General features: G+C 58.5%; 13 protein-coding genes. 4 read left to right on the forward strand and 9 right to left on the reverse strand.

All coding sequences use genetic code 11. The annotated features are described in order from the left end of the window. Window positions 1–15 precede the first annotated feature (15 nt). From urtB to urtE, 4 genes are read left to right on the forward strand one after another with little or no spacing between them, the layout of a single operon-like run. Window positions 16–1593 (forward strand): urea ABC transporter permease subunit UrtB, encoded by a 1578-nt coding sequence (urtB, locus tag KUA11_RS01745; RefSeq protein WP_408744131.1) that lies wholly within the window; start codon window positions 16–18, stop codon window positions 1591–1593. Beyond that, window positions 1590–2729 carry an urea ABC transporter permease subunit UrtC gene (gene urtC / locus KUA11_RS01750; RefSeq protein ID WP_217408823.1) on the forward strand — a complete coding sequence of 380 codons (1140 nt, stop codon included), beginning with the start codon at window positions 1590–1592 and terminating at the stop codon, window positions 2727–2729. Before urtB ends, urtC begins: the two co-directional genes overlap by 4 nt. Then, complete coding sequence (gene urtD / locus KUA11_RS01755) at window positions 2726–3466, forward strand: urea ABC transporter ATP-binding protein UrtD (RefSeq protein ID WP_217408822.1); 741 nt, start codon at window positions 2726–2728, stop codon at window positions 3464–3466. Before urtC ends, urtD begins: the two co-directional genes overlap by 4 nt. Before the next feature lie 35 nt (window positions 3467–3501). After that, a complete protein-coding gene (urtE, locus tag KUA11_RS01760; protein ID WP_217408821.1) occupies window positions 3502–4197 on the forward strand; it encodes an urea ABC transporter ATP-binding subunit UrtE in 696 nt (231 codons plus the stop codon). 18 nt (window positions 4198–4215) lie between these two features. Here the strand turns inward: urtE and KUA11_RS01765 are convergent, their stop codons facing one another. The 9 genes from KUA11_RS01765 to KUA11_RS01805 form a co-directional block, all read right to left on the reverse strand. After that, window positions 4216–5184 (reverse strand): HoxN/HupN/NixA family nickel/cobalt transporter, encoded by a 969-nt coding sequence (locus tag KUA11_RS01765; RefSeq protein WP_217408820.1) that lies wholly within the window; start codon window positions 5182–5184, stop codon window positions 4216–4218. Window positions 5185–5351: 167 nt separating this feature from the next. Continuing rightward, complete coding sequence (pgm, locus tag KUA11_RS01770) at window positions 5352–7004, reverse strand: phosphoglucomutase (alpha-D-glucose-1,6-bisphosphate-dependent) (protein WP_217408819.1); 1653 nt, start codon at window positions 7002–7004, stop codon at window positions 5352–5354. Between the two features lie 97 nt (window positions 7005–7101). After that, a complete protein-coding gene (treY, locus tag KUA11_RS01775) occupies window positions 7102–9810 on the reverse strand; it encodes a malto-oligosyltrehalose synthase (protein WP_217408818.1) in 2709 nt (902 codons plus the stop codon). Window positions 9811–9827: 17 nt separating this feature from the next. After that, the gene (gene malQ / locus KUA11_RS01780; protein ID WP_217408817.1) at window positions 9828–11816 is read right to left on the reverse strand and encodes a 4-alpha-glucanotransferase; all 1989 of its coding nucleotides are present in this window, start codon (window positions 11814–11816) and stop codon (window positions 9828–9830) included. Next, window positions 11809–13587: a malto-oligosyltrehalose trehalohydrolase gene (treZ, locus tag KUA11_RS01785; RefSeq protein WP_217408816.1), complete on the reverse strand. Its 1779-nt coding sequence runs from the start codon at window positions 13585–13587 to the stop codon at window positions 11809–11811. The genes malQ and treZ overlap by 8 nt, the downstream gene beginning before the upstream one ends. A 13-nt stretch (window positions 13588–13600) precedes the next feature. Further along, window positions 13601–15730, reverse strand: a complete 2130-nt coding sequence (gene glgX, locus KUA11_RS01790; protein ID WP_217408815.1) for a glycogen debranching protein GlgX — start codon at window positions 15728–15730, stop codon at window positions 13601–13603. Then, window positions 15727–17955: a 1,4-alpha-glucan branching protein GlgB gene (glgB, locus tag KUA11_RS01795; RefSeq protein ID WP_217408814.1), complete on the reverse strand. Its 2229-nt coding sequence runs from the start codon at window positions 17953–17955 to the stop codon at window positions 15727–15729. The genes glgX and glgB overlap by 4 nt, the downstream gene beginning before the upstream one ends. 54 nt (window positions 17956–18009) lie before the next feature. Next, the gene (gene glgA, locus KUA11_RS01800) at window positions 18010–19659 is read right to left on the reverse strand and encodes a glycogen synthase GlgA (RefSeq protein ID WP_217408813.1); all 1650 of its coding nucleotides are present in this window, start codon (window positions 19657–19659) and stop codon (window positions 18010–18012) included. A gap of 139 nt (window positions 19660–19798) precedes the next feature. Further along, entirely contained in the window at window positions 19799–20452 is a 654-nt protein-coding gene (locus tag KUA11_RS01805) for an SOS response-associated peptidase (RefSeq protein WP_217408812.1), read from the reverse strand. Window positions 20453–20496: the final 44 nt, after the last annotated feature.

Consider the following 20496-nt stretch of genomic DNA (forward strand, 5'->3'; position numbering starts at 1 on the left):
TGGCTTTCCGGTGTGATGGCGGCTCTCGTAATGGGAGCCGCCATCGTTTTCTCGCCTCTTGCGCGCGCAGATGAGTTCGATGCGCTTGCCAGCGGGCATTTCGAAGATGTGGCCGGGGCCATCGCCACGCTTGCCGCTTCCGGCAACCCGCAAGCGGCAGCGGTTCTGCATGCGCTGGAAGGACACCAGCTTTTTGCGTCCTCTCAGGGTGGTCTGTTCATCCGTCAGGGCGAGAATTATGTGGAGGCCCGCACAGGCCAGCCTGCCAGCGCGACACCACCTGACCTGCATCCCGTGCGGCTAAACAATCGTGTGCGTAAGGCACTGGCCGGTGCGCAGGCGGAGATGGAGTTGGTTGCGCCGCAGCGGGATGTGCGCCTGAAGGCCGCCACCGCGTTGTATGGACGGCACGATCCGGCTCTGCTTCCAGCGATCGATCATGCGTTGTCGGTGGAAAAGGATTCCGGCGTGCGTGTGAAGCTTGAGGAAGCGCGTGCGGCGACAATTCTTGGGCAGCCCGCAGGGGAGGATGCTCAGGGCCAGCGTCTGGAGGCGGTGCATACACTGGCCGGCGTGGGCGGATTGGAGGCGCGGAGCATTCTGGCTTCGGTCGCAGCATCATCCGTGGAAGCGCCGGATGTGCGCAAGGCGGCATCCGAAGGGGTATCCGCCATTGATTGGCATCTGCGTATGTGGAGCGTGTTCCAGAATGCGTTCTATGGTCTGAGTTATGGCTCCGTTCTGTTGCTGGCAGCCACGGGTCTGGCCATCACTTTCGGTGTGATGGGCGTGATCAATATGGCCCATGGCGAGATGATGATGATCGGGGCCTATACGACGTGGATGGTTCAGCAGGGTATTCGCGCAACGGCGCCCATGTTGGAGCCTGTGGCCATTCTTCTCGCCATTCCAGTGGCTTTTCTCGTGTGTGGCACGATTGGTGTAGTGATCGAGCGGGGACTGATCCGCTTTCTCTATGGTCGCCCGCTGGAAACCTTGCTGGCGACCTGGGGGCTTTCCCTCATTCTGCAGCAGGCCGTGCGCTCCATTTTCGGGCCAACCAATCTTGCGGTCGAGACACCCTCATGGCTATCGGGGTCGTTCGCGCTGGGAGGCATGGACATCACGCTCAATCGGCTTGCGATCTTCATTTTTTCCGGATTGGTGCTGGGCGGCCTCATGCTGGTGCTGCGCCGGACGCCGCTGGGTCTCCAGATGCGGGCGGTGACGCAGAACCGGCGCATGGCCGCGCTCATGGGCATCCGCACACCTCGGGTCGATGCGCTGGCTTTCGGATTGGGTGCGGGATTAGCTGGACTTGCCGGCGTGGCGGTTAGCCAGATCGACAATGTCAGCCCCAATCTTGGACAGTCTTACATCATCGACAGTTTCATGGTGGTGGTGTTCGGTGGCGTGGGTAACCTGTGGGGCACGCTGGCGGCGGCTATGGCGCTTGGTATGGGCGGCAAGATTCTGGAGCCGACTATTGGGGCCGTATCGGCCAAGATCGCCATTCTCGTGCTGGTCATTCTCTACATCCAGCGTCATCCGCGCGGCATGTTTCCCGTGCGCGGACGGGGAGTTGAATCATGAGCCTGCTCTCGAAGCCGGGCGCGCGGTCTTTTCCGGGCGCGGTCCGTATGGCGGCTGTGGTCGTGGTGGTGGCAATAGTGCTGGCAGGTGCGAGTATGCTGCCCGAAAGCAGCCCGCTGCATGTCTCGGCCTTTGTTGTGTCGCTGGCGGGGAAATATTTGGCCTATGCCATGCTGGCGCTTTCCGTCGATCTGGTGTGGGGGTTTGCAGGTATCCTGACGCTTGGTCATGCCGCCTTCTTCGCGCTGGGTGGTTACGCGATGGGCATGTATCTCATGCGTGAGATCGGCGCGCGGGGTGTGTATGGCAATTCGAACCTGCCAGATTTCATGATCTTCCTCTCATGGAAAAGCCTGCCGTGGTACTGGTGGGGCACGGATCATTTCGCATGGGCGATGCTGCTGGTTCTGGTGATTCCGGCCGCACTGGCGGGAGTGTTTGGTTGGCTGGCGTTCCGTTCGCGTGTGTCGGGAGTGTATCTCTCGATCATCACGCAGGCGCTGACTTATGCGCTAATGCTTGGATTTTTTCAGAACGGGCTCGGTTTTGGCGGTAACAACGGTCTGACGGATTTCAAGGACATTCTGGGTGCCGATTTGCATGCCCCCACGACCCGTGCGGTGTTGCTGGTCGTCACGGGCGTGATGCTGGCGCTGGCGCTTCTGGTCTCGCGCTTTGTGGTGGGAGGGCGTTTTGGTAATCTGCTGGTGGCGGTAAGGGATGCTGAAAGCCGCACGCGCTTTCTGGGCTATCGCCCCGATCAGGTGAAACTTCTGGTGTGGGTGTTTTCCGCCATGATCGCGGCGGTCGGCGGTGCGCTTTATGTCACGCAGGTCGGCATCATCAATCCGGGTGAATTTGCACCTGCCAATTCGATTGAATCTGTGATCTGGGTGGCCGTCGGCGGTCGTGGCACGCTTGCGGGCGCGGTGCTGGGCGCGGTGCTGGTCAATCTGGGCAAGACACTGTTCACGGCATGGCTGCCGGAGTTCTGGCTTTATGGCCTTGGGCTGCTGTTCCTCGTGACGACACTGTTCCTCCCGAACGGGCTGATGGGATTGTGGCGTCCCATGAAAAAGGCTGCACCGGAAGAGGTGACGCCGGAAGTGTCGGACACGCAGGGAGACGAGGCATGACGGACTCTCTTCTTCTGGACGTGCGCGATGTCAGCGTCACCTTCGATGGGTTCCGTGCCATCAACAATCTGAGCCTGGCGCTGAAACCGGGGGAAATGCGGGCCATTGTGGGGCCGAACGGCGCGGGCAAGACGACGATGATGGACATCATCACGGGCAAGACGCGCCCGGACACTGGCATCGTGCGTTTCAAGGGACGCGATCTGACAAAGCTGGATGAGCCGACCATTGCCCGTCTGGGTATTGGACGGAAGTTCCAGAAACCGACCGTGTTCGAGGCGCTGACGGTGACGGAAAACCTGATGCTGTCTCTCAAGGGCATCCGTTCTCCGTTCTCTGTTCTCATGGCGCGACCGACGGCAAGGGAGCGTGAAAGGATCGCGCATCTTTTGAAACTGACGCGGCTTGAAAAATACGCCGACCGTCAGGCTGGCGGCATGAGCCACGGCCAGAAACAGTGGCTGGAAATCGGCATGCTGATGGGGCAGGAGCCTGATCTGTTGCTGGTGGATGAGCCGGTGGCGGGGATGACGGATGCCGAGACGATGGCGACGGCGGATCTGCTGCGCGAGATCAACCGCACGCGAAGCGTGGTGGTGGTTGAGCATGACATGGATTTCGTGCGGGCGCTTGGCGTCACAGTGACGGTGCTGCACGAAGGTTCCGTTCTGGCGGAAGGCCCGCTGGATGAGGTGAGCGCCGATCCGCGCGTGATCGAGGTCTATCTTGGCCGCTAAGTGCCGTGCCGGGATTACGAAAGGAGACGGCTCTCATGCTCAGAGTTGAGGACGTTCATCTGCATTATGGTGCGGCGATTGCTCTGCGCGGTGTCTCGCTGGAGGCACGTGAAGGGGCCGTGACCTGCATTCTCGGACGCAATGGCGTGGGCAAGACCAGCCTGATACGGGCGGTGACGGGCATGCACGCTGTCAGTTCTGGGCGCATCGAGTGGGAAGGCGAAGATATTACAAAACTGGCGGCGTATGACCGCGCAAGCCGGGGCATTGCGACAGTGCCGCAGGGACGCGACATCTTTCCGCTTCTCACTGTGCGCGAAAATCTCGAAACCGGCTTTGGTCTGCTGTCGCGGGGGCAGCGCAAGGTGCCGGATGAGATTTTCGACCTTTTTCCCGTGTTGGCAAAAATGCTCGATCGTAGGGGCGGGGACCTCTCGGGGGGGCAGCAGCAGCAGCTTGCGATTGCTCGCGCTCTCGTGATCCGCCCAAGGCTGCTGGTTCTGGATGAACCGACAGAAGGCATCCAGCCGAGCATCATCAAGGATATAGGCACGATCATTGGCATGCTGCGCGATCGGGGCGATATGGCGATTGTGCTGGTGGAGCAGTATTTCGATTTTGCGTTCGAGTTGGCCGATACGGTGGCGGTTCTGGACCGTGGCAAAGTCGTGCTCAGCGGGCAGGTGGCGGAACTGGTAGCTGAAGAAGTACGCTCGCACATTGCTATCTGATGGTGCTGTGACGTCTCTTTAGGAGTTTTCTTGCCTTCTGGATGGTTTTTTCCATCCGGTCAGAGAAACGTAGCTCCATATCAGCAGGAATGTCGCCAGAATACCTGTGCCCAGAATCTGGAAATGATCGCTCAGAAAATCCGTCAGGCCGGTCAAGGGAAGGGGTAGATTCATGACACGGTTCACAAGAGGGATGCTCTCAATGATGGCGACGCCAAAAGCCGTTGCAGCGGATACAGAGGCAATCGCCAGAAGATAGTGTTTGCGGCGCTGAGAGGAAGGCGCGCTCCATCTCCACGCTTCCACCATCAGCACGGTATCGAGACTGTCCACCAGCATCATTCCGGCTGTGAACAGGAGGGGAAAGAGCAAAATCGTTGCGGGTGGCAGATCGGTTCGCGCCTGTGTGGTCGTCAGCCCAAGCAGACCGACTTCTGTAGCGGTGTCGAAGCCCAGTCCGAAGAGAAACCCCAGTGGGAACATCTGCCATTCCTTGCCGATAATCTTCATCAGGGGACGCAGAAGCCATGAAACAGGCCCGAAAGGCTGGGTTTGGGCGGAGGTGCTGGGCGCGCGGATCAGGGATCGCACAAGTGCTGCGTTGAGTATGCCCATGAGGAGAAGGAAGGAAACGGAGACGGAGGTTCCGATCAGATTTCCGGTCAGGTGCCAACGTTCCAGCCAGTCCGATACGGGCAACAGGATGAGCGCACAGGTGGCAAGAATGACGACGCTTGAGTGACCGAGTGAGAAAAACAGTCCTGTGCTATAGGGCTTTCGTCCCTGTGCCATGAGTTTGCGCGTGACGGTGTCGATGGCAGCGATATGATCCGCGTCCATTGCGTGACGCAGTCCAAAGGTCCATGCGAGAAATGCTGGAGCCAGCATCGCAGGATGTGTGGCACTCACGAGAAGGGCTACAGCCCAGCATGTGAGATTGACCAGAACGAGGCCGCCCATCAGGCGGAAGACAGGGTTCTGGTACATGCAAAGAGAGTCCGCTTTCTTCAACATCAGTTATCAGCAGGCGATGTTGGATAGCTCGCCCATATTTCGACAATGGATGCAGGGGAGCGAGGTAGAGGCAATACGTAATTTTGAGAAATCGGATGTTCCCGGTGAGGTGTTATAGCCTCACCGGGTAAAGTGTTGCTTCAGGAACCGGCGGACAGAACCTTGGAAATGACATCCTGTGCTTCGTTCTGGATTTCCTTGAGATGCTCCGGGCTTTTGAAACTTTCAGCGTAAATCTTGTAAACATCTTCTGTGCCGGAGGGACGGGCGGCGAACCAGCCGTCCTTCGTCGTGACCTTCAGTCCGCCGATGGAGGCGTTGTTTCCCGGCGCCTTGGTCAGTTTGGCTGTGATGGTCTCGCCCGCCAGTGTGTCGCCCGGATATTGTTCGGGTGAGAGGTTGGCCAGCCGTGCCTTCTGCTCCGGTGTGGCGGCAGCATCGATGCGTGCGTAATATGCCGTGCCCAGCCGCTTTGCGATGTCGTGATAATGCGCGCTTGGGTTCTTGCCGGTTTTCGCCGTGATCTCGGCAGCAAGAAGGCCAAGGATGATTCCATCCTTATCGGTCGTCCAGACCGTGCCGTCACGGCGGAGGAAGGAGGCTCCGGCACTTTCTTCTCCCCCGAAGCCGAGGCTTCCGTCCAGCAGCCCGGGGACGAACCACTTGAAGCCTACGGGCACTTCCACCAACTTACGCCCAAGCTCAGCCGCCACACGGTCGATCAATCCGCTGCTGACCAGCGTTTTGCCAATGCCGGTGTCAGCGCTCCACTGTGGGCGGTTGCGGTAAAGATAGGAAATGGCGACGGCCAGATAGTGGTTCGGGTTCATCAGCCCGTCAGGTTGGGCCACGATGCCATGCCGATCCGCATCCGTGTCGTTGGCGAAAGCGACGTCGAAAGTTTTTCCCATTTCGATCAGTCGGGCCATGGCGTAGGGAGAGGAGCAGTCCATGCGGATCTGACCGTCCCAGTCGGCGGTCATGAAGCCGAACTGTGGATCGACTTCTTCGCTCACGACCGTGGCGTTGAGGCCGTAACGCGCGATGATTGGCTGCCAGTAACGCACAGCCGCTCCACCGAGCGGATCTATGCCGATCTTCACGCCCGCGTCACGGATGGCGGCCATGTCGATGACAGAGCCCAGATCTTCCACATAGGGCGTCACGAAGTCATGGCGTGTGATGCACGGCTCGTTGATGGCGCGCTCGAATGTCAGGCGCTTCACCTCTTTGAGGCCATTGGCGAGGAAACCGTTTGCCATGTCCTGGATGGCTTTGGTGATGTCGGAATCGGCCGGACCACCATGCGGGGGGTTGTATTTGAAGCCGCCATCCGTGGGCGGGTTGTGCGAGGGCGTGACCACGATGCCGTCGGCCAGACCGCTTTTGCGTCCGCGATTATAGGTCAGGATCGCATGGGAGATGACAGGCGTGGGAGTGTAGCCATCGTCATGAGCGATGTGGACGGCAATGCCGTGGGCCGCTAGCACTTCGATGGCCGTGCGCTGGGCGGGGGCGGAGACGGCGTGGGTGTCGATGCCCATGAAAAGAGGGCCGTCGATGCCCTGTGCCTTTCGATAGCGGGCAATGCCTTCACAAATGGCGAGGATATGGTTCTCGTTGAAGCTGGTGTTCAGCGGTGCGCCACGATGACCGGAGGTGCCAAACGACACACGCTGCGTGGGGATGGAGGGATTGGGCTTGCGTTCGTAATAGGCGGCGATCACGGCCGGAATGTCGGGAAGATCGGATGCTGGCAGGCGTTTTCCGGCCAATGGGCTGATCTTTGCCATGAGTGGAACGGTCCTCGTTTCTCAGTTTTGCGATAACGCTCGCACGGTAACAAACAACCTTCGGGGCTGACGGTCCAGCCCTGAAGGGAATGTCTGTTCATGTCTCCCAAACAAGACAATCCAGTGGCACCATGCCAGTTTCGAACGGCCAGATGGGATGCGACCCGATGTCGAGCGAGCGTTCCCGCAGGAGGCTGCGCCATTGTCCGTGACATTTCACGGGCAGGGTGAAGGGGGCGGGCGGTTGAGTGAGAGCAAGAGTGGCCGGGTCAGGGGCGAGAGTATGAGTGTGACGAGGTGCCATTACCAGTAGCCGCTGGTTTCCGAGAGTGCGCAGGAAAGCGACGATATGCTGCGTGTTCAGGGAGATAGGGTGATAGGAGCCGTCCCGAAACAGGTTAGGGTGCTGAGCACGAAAGGTGAGCAGCCGTGCAATGAGCTGGAGTTTGATCGCGCCATCGGGCCATGTGGCGGCGGCGTGGTCGATGTCGGAAGCGGCTTGGAGCAGTTCCGACCGGCTTTTGAAATCGACAGGTCGCCGGTTGTCGGGATCGACCAGACTGAAATCCCATAACTCGCAGCCTTGATAAAGATCCGGCACGCCGGGAGCAGTAAGGCGCAGCAGAGTTTGGGACAGGCTGTTCAGGGCGGCCGCTGGCGCGATCTGTCGGACGAACCGGGTCATGTCGCGTTGGAAATCCAATGAGCTGGATGTGTCCAACAAGTGAGCAAGGTAGTCCTGGCACGCGCTTTCATACGACTCATTGGGGTCGAGCCAGCTTGTATGACGCTTTCCTTCGCGGAGCGCCTTGGTCAACCAATCCGCCATGCGGGGGCCGAACTCTTCATTGGGGTAATCCTGAACAGGCCATGCACCAAGGAGGCTTTGGTAGAGCATGAGTGCATCGACACGATCGGGGGCGTGGTTTGATGTGTGCTTCTCCAGCCAGGATGTAACGAGTGCGTGCCACTGTTCGGGCATTTCGCTAAGAATGGCAATCCGCATCCGACTGTCTTCGCCGCGCTTGTGATCATGTGTCGCGGTGGCGAGCAGGGAGTGGGGATGGGTCGCATGTCGCTTTTGGCAGGCTTCATGAAAAGCGGCGACCGGCAGCGCCAGTGTGTCGGGCGCACTGCCGACTTCGTTGCGTGAGGGCAGACGCACATTCCGATAGAATGCTGTGTCTTCAAGAGATTTTGCGGTGAGCGGGGCTGTGAGATGCTCGAAGGCGCGTTGAATGCGGCGCACTGCGGGGGAGGGACCGGTTTCAACAGGTGTAGTGAGCAACGCGCTCATGCGTTGAAGAAGAAGATGGTGGAAGGAAGGGATCTCCTTGCGCGCTGCGATTACAGCCTGTGACAAAGCCGCCCGGTCGGCGGTGTGATCCATGGGGAGATCGTCGGCATAATAACAGCGATAGCGCGGAAAGTGACGCAGGAGGACTGTCAGAACAGTCTTGATGGCGGAGGGTGTCGTTTCGCAGGAAAGTGACGCGAAGGACGCATGCAACAGACGGGTGAGCCGCTCACATTCGGCGGGGAATAAAACGTGCAGAATCTCGTCACGAGCCTGTCGTTCTGTTTCCTCCATGGTATTCGGCACGTCACTGCGCGTATCCTGCCACAGGGCATCCAGCACGTCTTTTCCGTTGGCATCGTGCAAAAGAAGAGAAACCTGTTCCATGAAATCGTAACCCGTCGTACCGTCCACGTCCCACTCGGCGGGCAGGTTTTCACCGGGAGCGAGGATTTTTTCCACATGGATCGATACAGGTCCACTCGAAGACTGTTCCGAGGGGAACATCCTCTGACGTAACCGTCGGCAATAGGCGGCGGGAGCGGCAAGGCCATCAATATGGTCGATCCGCAGCCCATCGATGATTCCTTCATCGAGGAGCGACAGCACATAATGGTGGGTGTCGGTGAAGACTTTCTCACGTTCGACGCAGATGGCGCCTAGGGATGTGTTGTCGAAGAAACGTCGCCAGTTGAGAAGTTCGGACGCTGTGCGCCACCATGCGCAGACCCAGTTCTGGCGGTCGATCAGATGGCGCAATTGCTCGCGTCCCGGCTGATGGGCGGGATTGAAGCGCATGGTCAGGGCGGACAGTACATCGGCACCGATTGCTGTGTTCAGCCATAGGGAAAGCGCCTTGAGTGTCTGGGCACAGTCCCTGTCCGGCGTGCTGCGTTCCGCCATGACCGTCAGGGCAGCGGACAGGGCGTGGGGGAGATCCATGCCTTTGAGCAGGCTGCTGTAATGAGCAGGAGAAATGGGGAAGCGGTGGTCGTGATGGTGGATGAAGAAGAGTCCACTTTCGCGATCATGCTTCAGGTTCAGAGCGCCTGAGACCAGCGCCGCCTCGAAAGGACGATCGAGAAAGGGAAGGAGCACACGTCCTGCAAGTTGAGGGTCGGGATCGTCCCAGGCGATATCGAAAAACTCGGCGTAGGGGCTGTTCTGACCCCATGCCAGAAGATTTTCCCACCAGATGTTTCCGGCACCTCCCACGGCCATGTGGTTGGGCACAATATCGAGGATCAGGCCCATATCGTGTTCGTGCAGCGTGTGGGCAAGGCGTCGCAGGGCGGCCTCACCACCTAGTGTCGGATCAATATGATGGCAGTCGAGAACGTCGTATCCATGGGGCGAGCCCGGTGTGGCCGTCAGGAGAGGTGAAGCATAGATATGGCTGATGCCCAACCGTGCGAAGTAAGGCACCAGTTCGACCGCGTGATCCAGCGTCAAGCCCTGCCGGAACTGAAGGCGGATGGTGGCGCGCAAAGCTGGTCGCAGGCAGGGCATAGCGCTTCTCGCAATAGTTAAGAACGAGGACGAGATGTTTTCAGAAGGGTCAGACGCTTCTTCGTGCCGCGTCGTGCCAGAAGCGTGCGAGCCGGGACTGGATAGCGTTGACGCCAGTTGGGGTGGCTGGTGGTGGTGCCAGGCACGTTGGGTTGTTCGTTTAACCCCGCGAGGTCTTCCAGTGGCACGATAGCGAGTGGGCAGGGTGTGTCCGCTACGAAACTGACGGCACGATCCACGAAAGTGGCAGCTCCTGTCGGACTGGAAGGAGGTTCGGGCACCGTTCGACCCGCCACGGCCGTCCATAAGGCGGTCCTTTCGGCACCGCGTTGTATCTGGGAGGAGACGTCAGTCGTGGCAAGATCAAGTCCCTGCCACCAGCGGGCCAATGGGGGTAAGTCATGGGTTGTCGTCATCGCCACGGCCGTTCGGGACCATTGCCTGCAAGGGAGAAAGGCACCCTCTGAATCACGTTGAAATGGAAGGACGTTCATGCCTGTCAGGCCATGGCGGATCATGTCCTTGCGGAATGCGGGTTCGACAGTGCCCAGAGCTTCCCCGATGAGGACAGCGTTGGCGCGAGAGGCTTCCAGTGTGGCCAGCCTCATGAGATCGGCACTGGGATAGGTGAGATAGGCGCCTTCTTCCGGACCTTCCCCCTTGGGGATGATCCAGAGCCGCCGTAGCCCCATGACATGATCGATGCGCAGACCGCCCACATGGGCGAGATTGGCGCGCAGCATGGCGATAAAGCCCTGATAGCCATTGGCATGCAGACCATGGGGGGAGAAGGTGGTCAGTCCCCAGTTTTGTCCGGCGCGGCTGAGGGCATCGGGAGGTGCGCCGATCGAGATTTCGGTGAGGTGTTCGCCCTGATGCGCCCAGCACTCGCTGCCGGCCGGATCGACGCCTACGGCGAGATCGGCGATCAGCCCGATCCGCATTCCGCTCTTGTGGGCGTTATCCTGTGCTGCGAGCAGACTGCGGGAAGCGATCCATTGTAGAAACCGATGAAAGTCGATCTCCCTCATCATCTCATGGGCGAAATGGGCCGTTTCGGGGGAGGTAGGATTGCGAACGGAGAGGGGCCAGAGCCGCCAGTCTCCACCCCGTGGTCCGCGTTGGGTGCTCTGCGTGTGCAGCGTTTCAAAAATGGCGTGTCGTTGAAGTTCAATTCCGCCGGTGTGGATGAACTCGGTAAAATCGGCGGGTGGAGCAGGAGCAATATGAAGATCATAGAGTGCACGGAGAAGCTTCAGGCGTAGATGTCCAGCGCGTGGCCAGTCGATGAGGGAGGCTGTTTCAAGTTGATGCAGTTCTTCGAGATTCAGGCGTGCGTGTTTGCGGGCGGCTTGTAGTGTGGCGGTGTCGAAGGTGCAACTTGGATCGGCCAGTAACACGTTGAAAAATTGCCGGCTGGATGGAGAATAGGGGCTGTACTGCGCGGGATTGCTGGCGAACATGGCATGGGTGGGGCTGAGCAGAAGTGCGTCGGCCTCCGCTGTTCCCGTGCGTTTCGCGAGGTCAGCGACAGCGCCAAGATGGCCGATACCGCCATCGCCCTGACTCCTGAGGCTGTAGACCTGAACGGCAAGGCCCCAGCCGCGTCCTACGATGGGAGGAGCCTGCCGGGGTGCTACTGCGAGGGTGAACTCCCGGTTCGCCACTGTCAGTGTGTGATATCCCGCGTCTATTATACGCGGCAGATGGAACTTGCCGTTACGGGCACGACGGAGCCGCCCCTCGATCCGGCGACCGTCTTCAAGAGCGACCGCGAAAGCAGGCGCGGCGTCCGTATTCTTTGTGCCATTGATGGGGATCGATGTGGAAGCACCTGTTTCGGTGACAAGCAGGGACGGTGTTCCGGAACCCGCTTTGGATTCAAGCAAGGGTACAAGACGGCGCAGAGTATCCACAGAGACCCGGCGCCTGTGTCCTTGAGCGTCCATCCAATTCACTTGCAACCCCAGACGCGTGGCCTGCCGGGTCAAGGTCTGGTCAGACATGATTGTCTCCCTCCAGCCATGCGAGAAGGCTTGCAGGCGGCAAGTCCGGGGATGAGAATGTCGTGCGCAGTCCGTAGAGAAAGGTTCCGTGGGGAGCGGAAGGGAGTTGAGTGAGCATTGTGCTCAGATTGAACGCGATGTTCAGAATGGAACCGTCTTCCATCGACCACCGGGCGAACAGCGCACAGCCTTGCTTCGTGAGATGCGTAACGTCCAGTCCACGGGCATTCTTCAGGCGCGGCACGATATATTGGTGCCGCAGACGCAGGAGTTCACGTGTGCGGTCCAGCCATTCCTTATGTTCCGGCTGTTCCATTTCTCGACGGTCAGGACGTGAATGTTCGAAAGTCCGCGGATCGTTCGGGTCCGGGATAAGTTCGCGACGATGGGGGTCATGAAAATGGCTGAAAGAGGCGAATTCCTGTCGCCGTCCATCGCGCACGATCCGGGCCAGTTCCGGGTTGTGGCTGGTGAAAAAGAAGAACGGCGTGCGTGTTCCCCACTCGTCTCCAAAAAAGATCATGGGGATCTGAGGGGAGAGTAGAAGAAGTGCGTAGGCTGTTTCCAGCATGTGCGGCTGCGCAAGAACTGTCAGTCGTTCTCCCATGGCGCGGTTGCCGGTCTGGTCGTGGTTTTGCAGAAAAAGGATGAATTTCTCAGCCGCCAGATCCGAAGATGGAGAACCCCGCGGTTTGCCCGTGACAGGCGATTTGTCCCCCTGAAACCGAAATCCCTCTTTGAGAACGCACGCAAGGTCCATTGTGGGGTTGGATGCGAAATTCCCATAATAGCCGTCTGTTTCACCAGTGAGGATGACGTGCAGGGCATTGTGTCCGTCATCGTTCCACTGGGCGGTAAAGCCCTCGCGCAGCAGACGGGCGTCGTTGTTTTCGTTCTCAAGGATCAAATGAACGTGGCGGTCCGGCTCCACGGTTTGTCTGACAGTTTCATGTAACTCCGTAAGCCAGTCCTGTTCTGTAATGGCCTGCACGGCGTCCAGCCGCAGACCGTCGAAGCGGAACTCCATGAGCCAGTAGAGTGCATTGTCGATGAAGAAATCACGTACTGCTCGTTGGGTGAAGTCGATGGCATGACCCCATGGGGTGCGGCGATCCTGGAGGAAAAAGGGGCGCGCATACTGTTCGATGAAGTTTCCATCCGGTCCGAAGTGATTATAGACAACATCGAGAAAAATCATGAGACCGAGTGTATGGGCGCGGTCGATCAGCGCCTTGAGTTCATCTGGTGTGCCGTAAGCGCTTTCGGGTGCAAAAGGCAGAACGCCGTCATATCCCCAGTTGCGACCGCCGGGAAATTCCGCAATCGGCATGAGTTCGATGGCAGTAATGCCAAATGCGGCGATGCGTGGAAGATCGGCAGCCAGCTTTGTATAGCCGCCCGCAAGTCCAATATGCACTTCGTAGATAACGGCTTTTTCCCAAGGTCTCCCTTGCCAACGTGGGTTCTGCCAACGATAGCTTTCGGGATCGGTCACCTCACTGGGGCCATGCACGTCTTCGGGCTGACGGGTGGAGGCTGGATCGGGGACCAGCAGATCGGGGGCCACGCGATAGCGATAACGTAGGCCAGCTCCCGTGGGTGTTTCGCATACGAACCCTCCGTGGTCGTCCGCTGTCATTGGGACGGGTGGATGATCTTCCGCTTCAAGTTGGACGGAGGAGCAGGAAGGCGCCCAAAGGTGAAAGCGCGTGCGGTGCGGTGAAAGGAGCACCGCACCTTGCTTGCGGAGGTAACGATCACTCTGGGACATGGCCTGCCTCCTTTCAGCCGTTTGTGGACTTTGTGGCCATGGTGGCGGGATCGAGTTGCAGAAGGAGGACCGAATGTGCGGCGACGATCACACTATGCAACCCGGCGGTGAGGCTTTCCGGTTCCGTATGGTGCAGTCGTGCGCTGTCGAGAAGCAGACGCCATGTGCCAGTAGGGGGCGGTAGGGCACAGGGTGCTTCTGCATCGCTAGGATTAAGGATCATGTAGGTGATGTCGAAGGATTCACCATCTTCAATGGCACGTCGCAGACCAAGAAGAGGTTGTCCTCTTTCATTCCAGTTATCGACCGACATGGGCTGTCCCGCGGCATTGAACCACGCGATGTCGGAGATATCCGGTAGGGGAGCATGACGGCCATGCATGTAGCGTTGTGCGCGCAGGGAAGGATGTTCACGCCGCAGGAGGATCAGTCGTGCTGTAAAATCCTGCATGTCCTGACCGCGAGGCGTTTGTGTCAGTGACCAGTCCAGCCAGGACAAATCATTGTCCTGACAATAAGCATTATTGTTTCCGTTCTGGGTTTGCCCGAATTCGTCGCCTGCGAGAATCATGGGTGTTCCATGGGCCAGAAGAAGTGTCGCCATCATGGCGCGACGAATATGATCGCGTTTTTCCACTATGGTCGCATCATCGGTCGGTCCTTCCACGCCCCAGTTGCGGCTGTGGTTGTCCTGTGCGCCGTCGTGATTGTTTTCCTTGTTGGCGTCATTGTGCCGTGTTTCGTAACTGACGGTGTCCATCAGGGTGAAGCCGTCATGAGCCGTCACGAAATTGACGCTGGTCCATGGGCGCCGTCCGCGATGGTCGAAAATGTCGCCTGAGCCGGAGAGACGGGCTGCCATATCCCCCTGCTGACATTCATCCTGCCGCCAGAAACGGCGTGTGGTGTCACGAAAACGGTCGTTCCATTCGTGAAATCCGGGCGGGAAGTTACCCACCTGATATCCACCCGGTCCCGGATCCCATGGCTCGGCGATCAGTTTGCGCGTGCGCAGAATTGGATCCTGCATGAGGGCGTCGAGAAATCCCGAGTTCTGGTCATAACCGTAGTTCTCGCGACCAAGAATGGTTGCGAGATCGAAGCGGAAACCGTCGATATTGAACGCGCTGGCCCAATGACGCAGGGAATCAAGCACCATCTGGAGCACGCGAGAATGAGAAAGATTGAGCGTGTTTCCGCAGCCGGTGTCGTTGATGTAATGACGCTCATCATCGGGCACGAGGCGGTAATAGCTGGCGTTGTCGAGTCCGCGATAACACAAGGTGGGACCAAGCTCGTTTCCTTCGCAGGTGTGGTTGTACACGACGTCCATCACCACTTCGATGCCGGCGGCATGCAAAGCGCGGATGGCGGCGCGGAAATCCTCGATTTCGCCACGTCCCATATAAGCGGGGTGCGGGGCGAAGAACGCGAGCGTGTTGTAGCCCCAGTAATTGGTGACACCGCGTTCGATCAGGAAACGATCGGTGACGAATGCCTGCACCGGCAGAAGTTCGAGTGTTGTGGTGCCGAGTTTTTGCAGATGCTCTACGATGCGGGGATGACTTAACGCTTGAAAGGTTCCGCGTATCGCTTGGGGCACATCGGGATGACGCATGGACAAACCCTTGAGATGGGCCTCCATCACGATCACGTCTTCCGGTGGAATGCTGGGCCGATGATCGTCAGGCCAATGCACATGAGGGGCAATCACACGGCATTTCGGCATGGCGCTGGCGCTGTCCCGCCGATCGAAGGAGAGATCCGCCCGTGGTGAGTTGAGCCTGTAGCCGAACAAGGCATCGGTCCAGCGGAGATCGCCTGTCAGTTCACGGGCATAGGGATCAACCAGAAGTTTGTGGGGATTGAAACGATGACCTTCATGCGGATCGTGCGGTCCGAAAGCGCGATATCCGTAGAGGAGGCCGGGTGAAGCACCGGGAAGATAACCATGCCAAACTTCATCGGTGTATTCAGGAAGCCGATGTCGCGCGACTTCACGACGACCTTTGCGATCGAACAGACACAGTTCGATGCGGGTGGCATTGGCGGAAAAGACGGCAAAATTGACGCCGCAACCATCGTAGGTGGCGCCCAGAGGGTAGGGAGCGCCGGATTCGAGAGTGTCGGAAGCGGCGTTCATCCTGCTTCCTCAAGGGCTGGAGAGAGGATGAGAGTGGCCAGCGGCGGCAGTATCAGTTCGACCGACCAGTCGCAGCCATGGGCGGCGACTGCCTGCGCGGTTACACGGCCGCCATTGCCGACATTACTGCCGCCATAAACACTGGCATCCGTATTGATGATCTCGTGCCAGTCTCCAGCATTTGGCACGCCCACGCGGTAAGCATGGCGGATAACGGGTGTTGCATTCCACACCACGACAACGGGAGGGGCAGAGAGCGCGAAACGCGCCCATGCAAACACCACGTTGGCATCGTCATCATTGATCAGCCAAGAAAAACCCGCCGGATCGATGTCGAGTTCATGCAGGGCAGGGTAGGATTGGAGGATGTGATTGAGATCGCGAACTAGCCTCTGCATGCCGAGTTTGGACGGCTCGGACAGTGAGCGCCAGTCAAGTTCTCCATCATGGTTCCATTCCTGTATTTGTGCGATTTCTCCTCCCATGAACAGGAGTTTCTTGCCCGGATGGGTCCACATGAAAGCAAAATAGGCTCGCAGATTGGCATGTTGCTGCCAGCTATCGCCCGGCATGCGGGCAAGCAGCGAGCCTTTGCCGTGCGTTACTTCGTCATGAGAGAGAGGGAGAGCGAAGCGTTCGGAAAATGCATAATGTGTGCCGAAAAGAATTTCGGAAAGATGGTGGCCGCGCCATAATGGGTCGCGCTGCATGAAATGCAGAGTATCATGCATCCATCCCATGTTCCATTTGAAGGAAAACCCAAGACCTCCATCGACCGTCGGGTGCGTGACACCGGGCCATGCCGTGGATTCTTCAGCGACGATCTGAACATCGGGCGCATGGCGTTGCAGCGTATCGGTCAGTTCCCGCAGGAACGACACGGCCTCGAGGTTTTCGCGTCCTCCGTGGATGTTGGGAAGCCAGTCTCCGCTCTGGCGGCTGTAGTCGCGATACAGCATGGAGGCGACCGCATCCACGCGAAGACCGTCGACGTGAAAATGCTCACACCACATCAAGGCGCTGGAAATGAGGAAGGCACGCACCTCGTGCCGTCCATAATTGTAAATCAGCGTGTTCCAGTCACGATGCATCCCCTCACGTGGATCTGCGTGTTCAAAGAGGGCAGTTCCATCGAAACAGGCCAGACCGTGCAGATCATTGGGAAAGTGAGCAGGCACCCAATCCAGAATGATACCGATCCCGGCCTCGTGGCAGGCGTTTACAAACGCAGCGAAATCTTCCGGACTGCCGTGGCGGGCGGTGGGAGCAAACAACGCGAGCGTTTGATAACCCCATGATCCACCGAAGGGATATTCCATGATGGGAAGAAGCTCTATGTGCGTAAAGCCGTTTTCCGCCACATAGGGAATGAGATCGCGTGTCAGATCCCGCCATGTGGCGATGCGGTCCGGATCTCCGTTGGGGCGACGCCATGAAAGAGTGTGAACTTCATAGATGGAGAGCGGTGCCTGCGGCGCGTGGCGTGCGGAGCGGGTTGCCATCCATGCATCATCTGTCCAGGGAAATGGATCATTTCGTGCCACGACGGAGGCTGTGGCGGGAGGCAGTTCGGTCCGACGTGCAAAGGGATCGGCCTTTTGTGGAAGAAGCGTGCCGTCCTGCGCCATGATCTCGAATTTATAGCGCTCTCCAGCTGTAAGACCGGGGATGAAGAGTTCCCACACGCCAGCTCTATGACGCAGTCGCATGGGATGACGGCGACCGTCCCAGATGTTGAAGTCTCCGATTACGGACACGCGACGGGCGTTAGGTGCCCAGACAGCAAAGCGCACACCCGTTACGCCGTGTAGTGTCACGAGATGTGCGCCCAAAAGGTGATGAACGTGAAAATGACGGCCTTCGGCAAAGGCATGCAATTCCTCTTCCGGCAGGATAGGGCCGAATGAATAGGGATCGCTGACCTCCTCTGTGGCATCTGCCCAGATTACGCGCAGACGATAAGACGCTCCTTTGCGGATGGTGCCGATGAACATGCCGGTATCGTCCACCGGACGCATGGCGCGCTCGATGGGGGGCGAGCGGGGACGCTCGACGAGCAGTCGGACTTTGGCGGCATGTGGGTAGAAGACACGCACGATATCGAGCGAGCCTGCATTGTGTCGACCGAGGATAGAAAAAGGATCGCCACAACGTCCGGCCAGAAGATCATCGGTGTTTTCGGGAACATGATAGAGGGCGCCATTTCGATCCTGTCTCGTTGGCATCCCTCAGGCTCCTTTGCTGTGTGATGATCTCGTGTGATTTATGGCTTTGAAAATTCAGGCGCTGTTGCGGTGTGTGGAAGGGGGAATGGGGGGTTTTCGAGCGATATGCCGTTTGCCGCTGAAAGCATGTCCTCGCATATTGTCCGACGCGTGCGCGGAGGAAAGCCGCACGATATTGGGTTCTTTCGGTTCAACGATTTCAACTCCCGCGAGTTTCGCAAAGAGTCTGACATATTGGATGGATTTTTCATGCCATGAGACATCTGTGGCGGCCCCGTTCTTCTGAAGCTGTGACCATGCTTTGCGGTTCTCTCGGAAAAGACGACGTGCCCGCTCAACCGTGACTGCGAGTGTCGCACCGTCGATGAGTGAAAACAGAAAACCTGTGCCAACGCCGCGTCCGATGGCCGCATCGTTGGCGTCAACTACTGTGTCGGCCAATCCTCCCACGCGCGAGACGATAGGAACGGCTCCGTAACGCAGAGCGCAAAGCTGAGTCAGGCCGCAAGGCTCGAAGCGTGATGGGACAAGTAGAGCATCGACAGCGGAGGGCAGGCGGTGACCGAGTTCTTCGCTGTAGCCGATATGGCAGGCGAAACTGCGGGGGAATCTTCTTTGCAAAGCGGAAAAAGCGCGGTGAAGAGGGCGTTCCCCTTCGCCCACGACGATTACTTGGGTGTTGGAGACAAGCAGCCGCTCCATGATCTCTGGCAGGAGATCGACGCCTTTTTGCCGTGTCAGACGACTGACGATGCCTATGAGAAAGGCATTGCGGTCCTGCGGCAGGCCGAATTCCGCCTGGAAGGCGAGTTTGTTGGACAGTCGCCCGATGGTGTCGCCTACGACGTAAGGAAAGCGCACGGCAGGGTCATGGGCGGGATTCCATACGTTGATATCCACGCCATTGAGAATGCCGGTGAGGTCGGAGGTGCGTGTACGCAGCAGACCGTCGAAGCCCATTCCCCATTCGCTACCTTGGATTTCCTGTGCATAGGTGGGCGAGACTGTGGTGATCCAGTCACTGAAAAACAGACCGGCCTTGAGGAAGCTGATGCGGCCGTGAAACTCGCAGCCGTCGATGAAAGCCGCTTGGGCTGGCAATTCCAAAATGGGCAGATCGGTGAGGGGAAAGCTGCCATGAAAGGCGAGATTATGGATCGTCTGGACGATACGGGGGCGCCGGCTCATGCCATTGGCGTGGAGGGGAGCTTCACCGTCATAGTGCAGATAGGCCGCCGTGAGGCCGGCCTGCCAGTCATGCAGTTGCACGATGTCGGGATGGTAACCTTCAAGTCCGCCCTGACCGATAGTGGCGGCAGCACGGGCCAGAGCCGCAAAACGTAGGCCGTTGTCAGGCCAGTCGCAGCCTTCTGATGTCACGTAGGGATTTCCGGGACGATCATAGAGAGCGGGAATATCGAGAACCAGTAACTCCTGCCCTCCAACTTGTCCGATCTTGAGATGTGCGGCGTGGCCCAGAATGAGACCGAACTCAACAGAACGGCAGGCCACTTTCTCCATCGCCGCTAGAACGGAAGGATAGCCCGGCAGGAGTGTGCGGGTTTGCACATCATAAGGCGTGAGGGCTGACGGAAGCGACGCCGTGACATCTCCAAGTCCACCTGTCTTCACGAACGGGAACATTTCCGAGGCTACGGACAGTAAATGTAATGGGCGGGAGAGGGTCAGCGCCGCAGGTGCCATCGTTTTGCCATCCTCGTGCTGCTTGATGCCGTTTTCGGCAGTCTGTTTTCGAATAAGGTCGTTCTTGTGAAAGGAACGATCCGAAGGCAGTGAGTATCAAGCATCACGGAAAAGTGATTCTGGCCGAGCGGTCGCGAAGTCAGATGGGGGCGAGCAGAGAGGCGCTGTTGTTTGCAGGTGTGTTGACGTTCCGACTGACAGGATAACATTCCAGAGCATCGTCAGGAGTGGGGTGGAGGAGAGAGCGGGCGCTGTCTGCCGCACCACCCAGCCATGTTGACCAGTCGTCCTCTTCAATTGTCACAGGCATCCGATCATGGATCGGATTCATGAGAGCGTTGGCGCGTGTGGTAAGGATGACGAATGTGCGCACCCACTCTCCATCGTGTTGCCAGTTCTCCCACAATCCGGCGATAGCCAGTGGTTGCCCGTTCTTGCGTCGGAACGCCCATGGCTGACGAGGCGATGAACCTTTCTGCCACTCGTAATAGGCGGTTGCCGGCACAAGTGCCCGGCGATTTTCAAAGGCCGAACGAAAGAGGGAAGAAGTGGCGGCGGTTTCAGCGCGTGCGTTGATGGGTTGCCGTCCGGCATCCTTGGCCCAGTGCGGAATGAAGCCCCAGCGGAGTAGATCGAGATGACGTTCTTCGGTTTCCGGTTTCAGGCGGACGACAGGAGCCTGCTGGGATGGGGCGATGTTCCATGATGGGGGCCAGTTCGGCACAGTGCCTGTGATTCCGAACACGGTCCGCATGAGATCGACTGTCAGATCGTTGGCGAAGCGTCCACACATGTCTGTTCCCCTTTTTCTCGCGAAAATATCGACAGAGACTACAC

The sequence above is a fragment of the Acetobacter estunensis genome (assembly GCF_019083805.1).
Classification (GTDB): Bacteria; Pseudomonadota; Alphaproteobacteria; order Acetobacterales; family Acetobacteraceae; genus Acetobacter; species Acetobacter estunensis_A.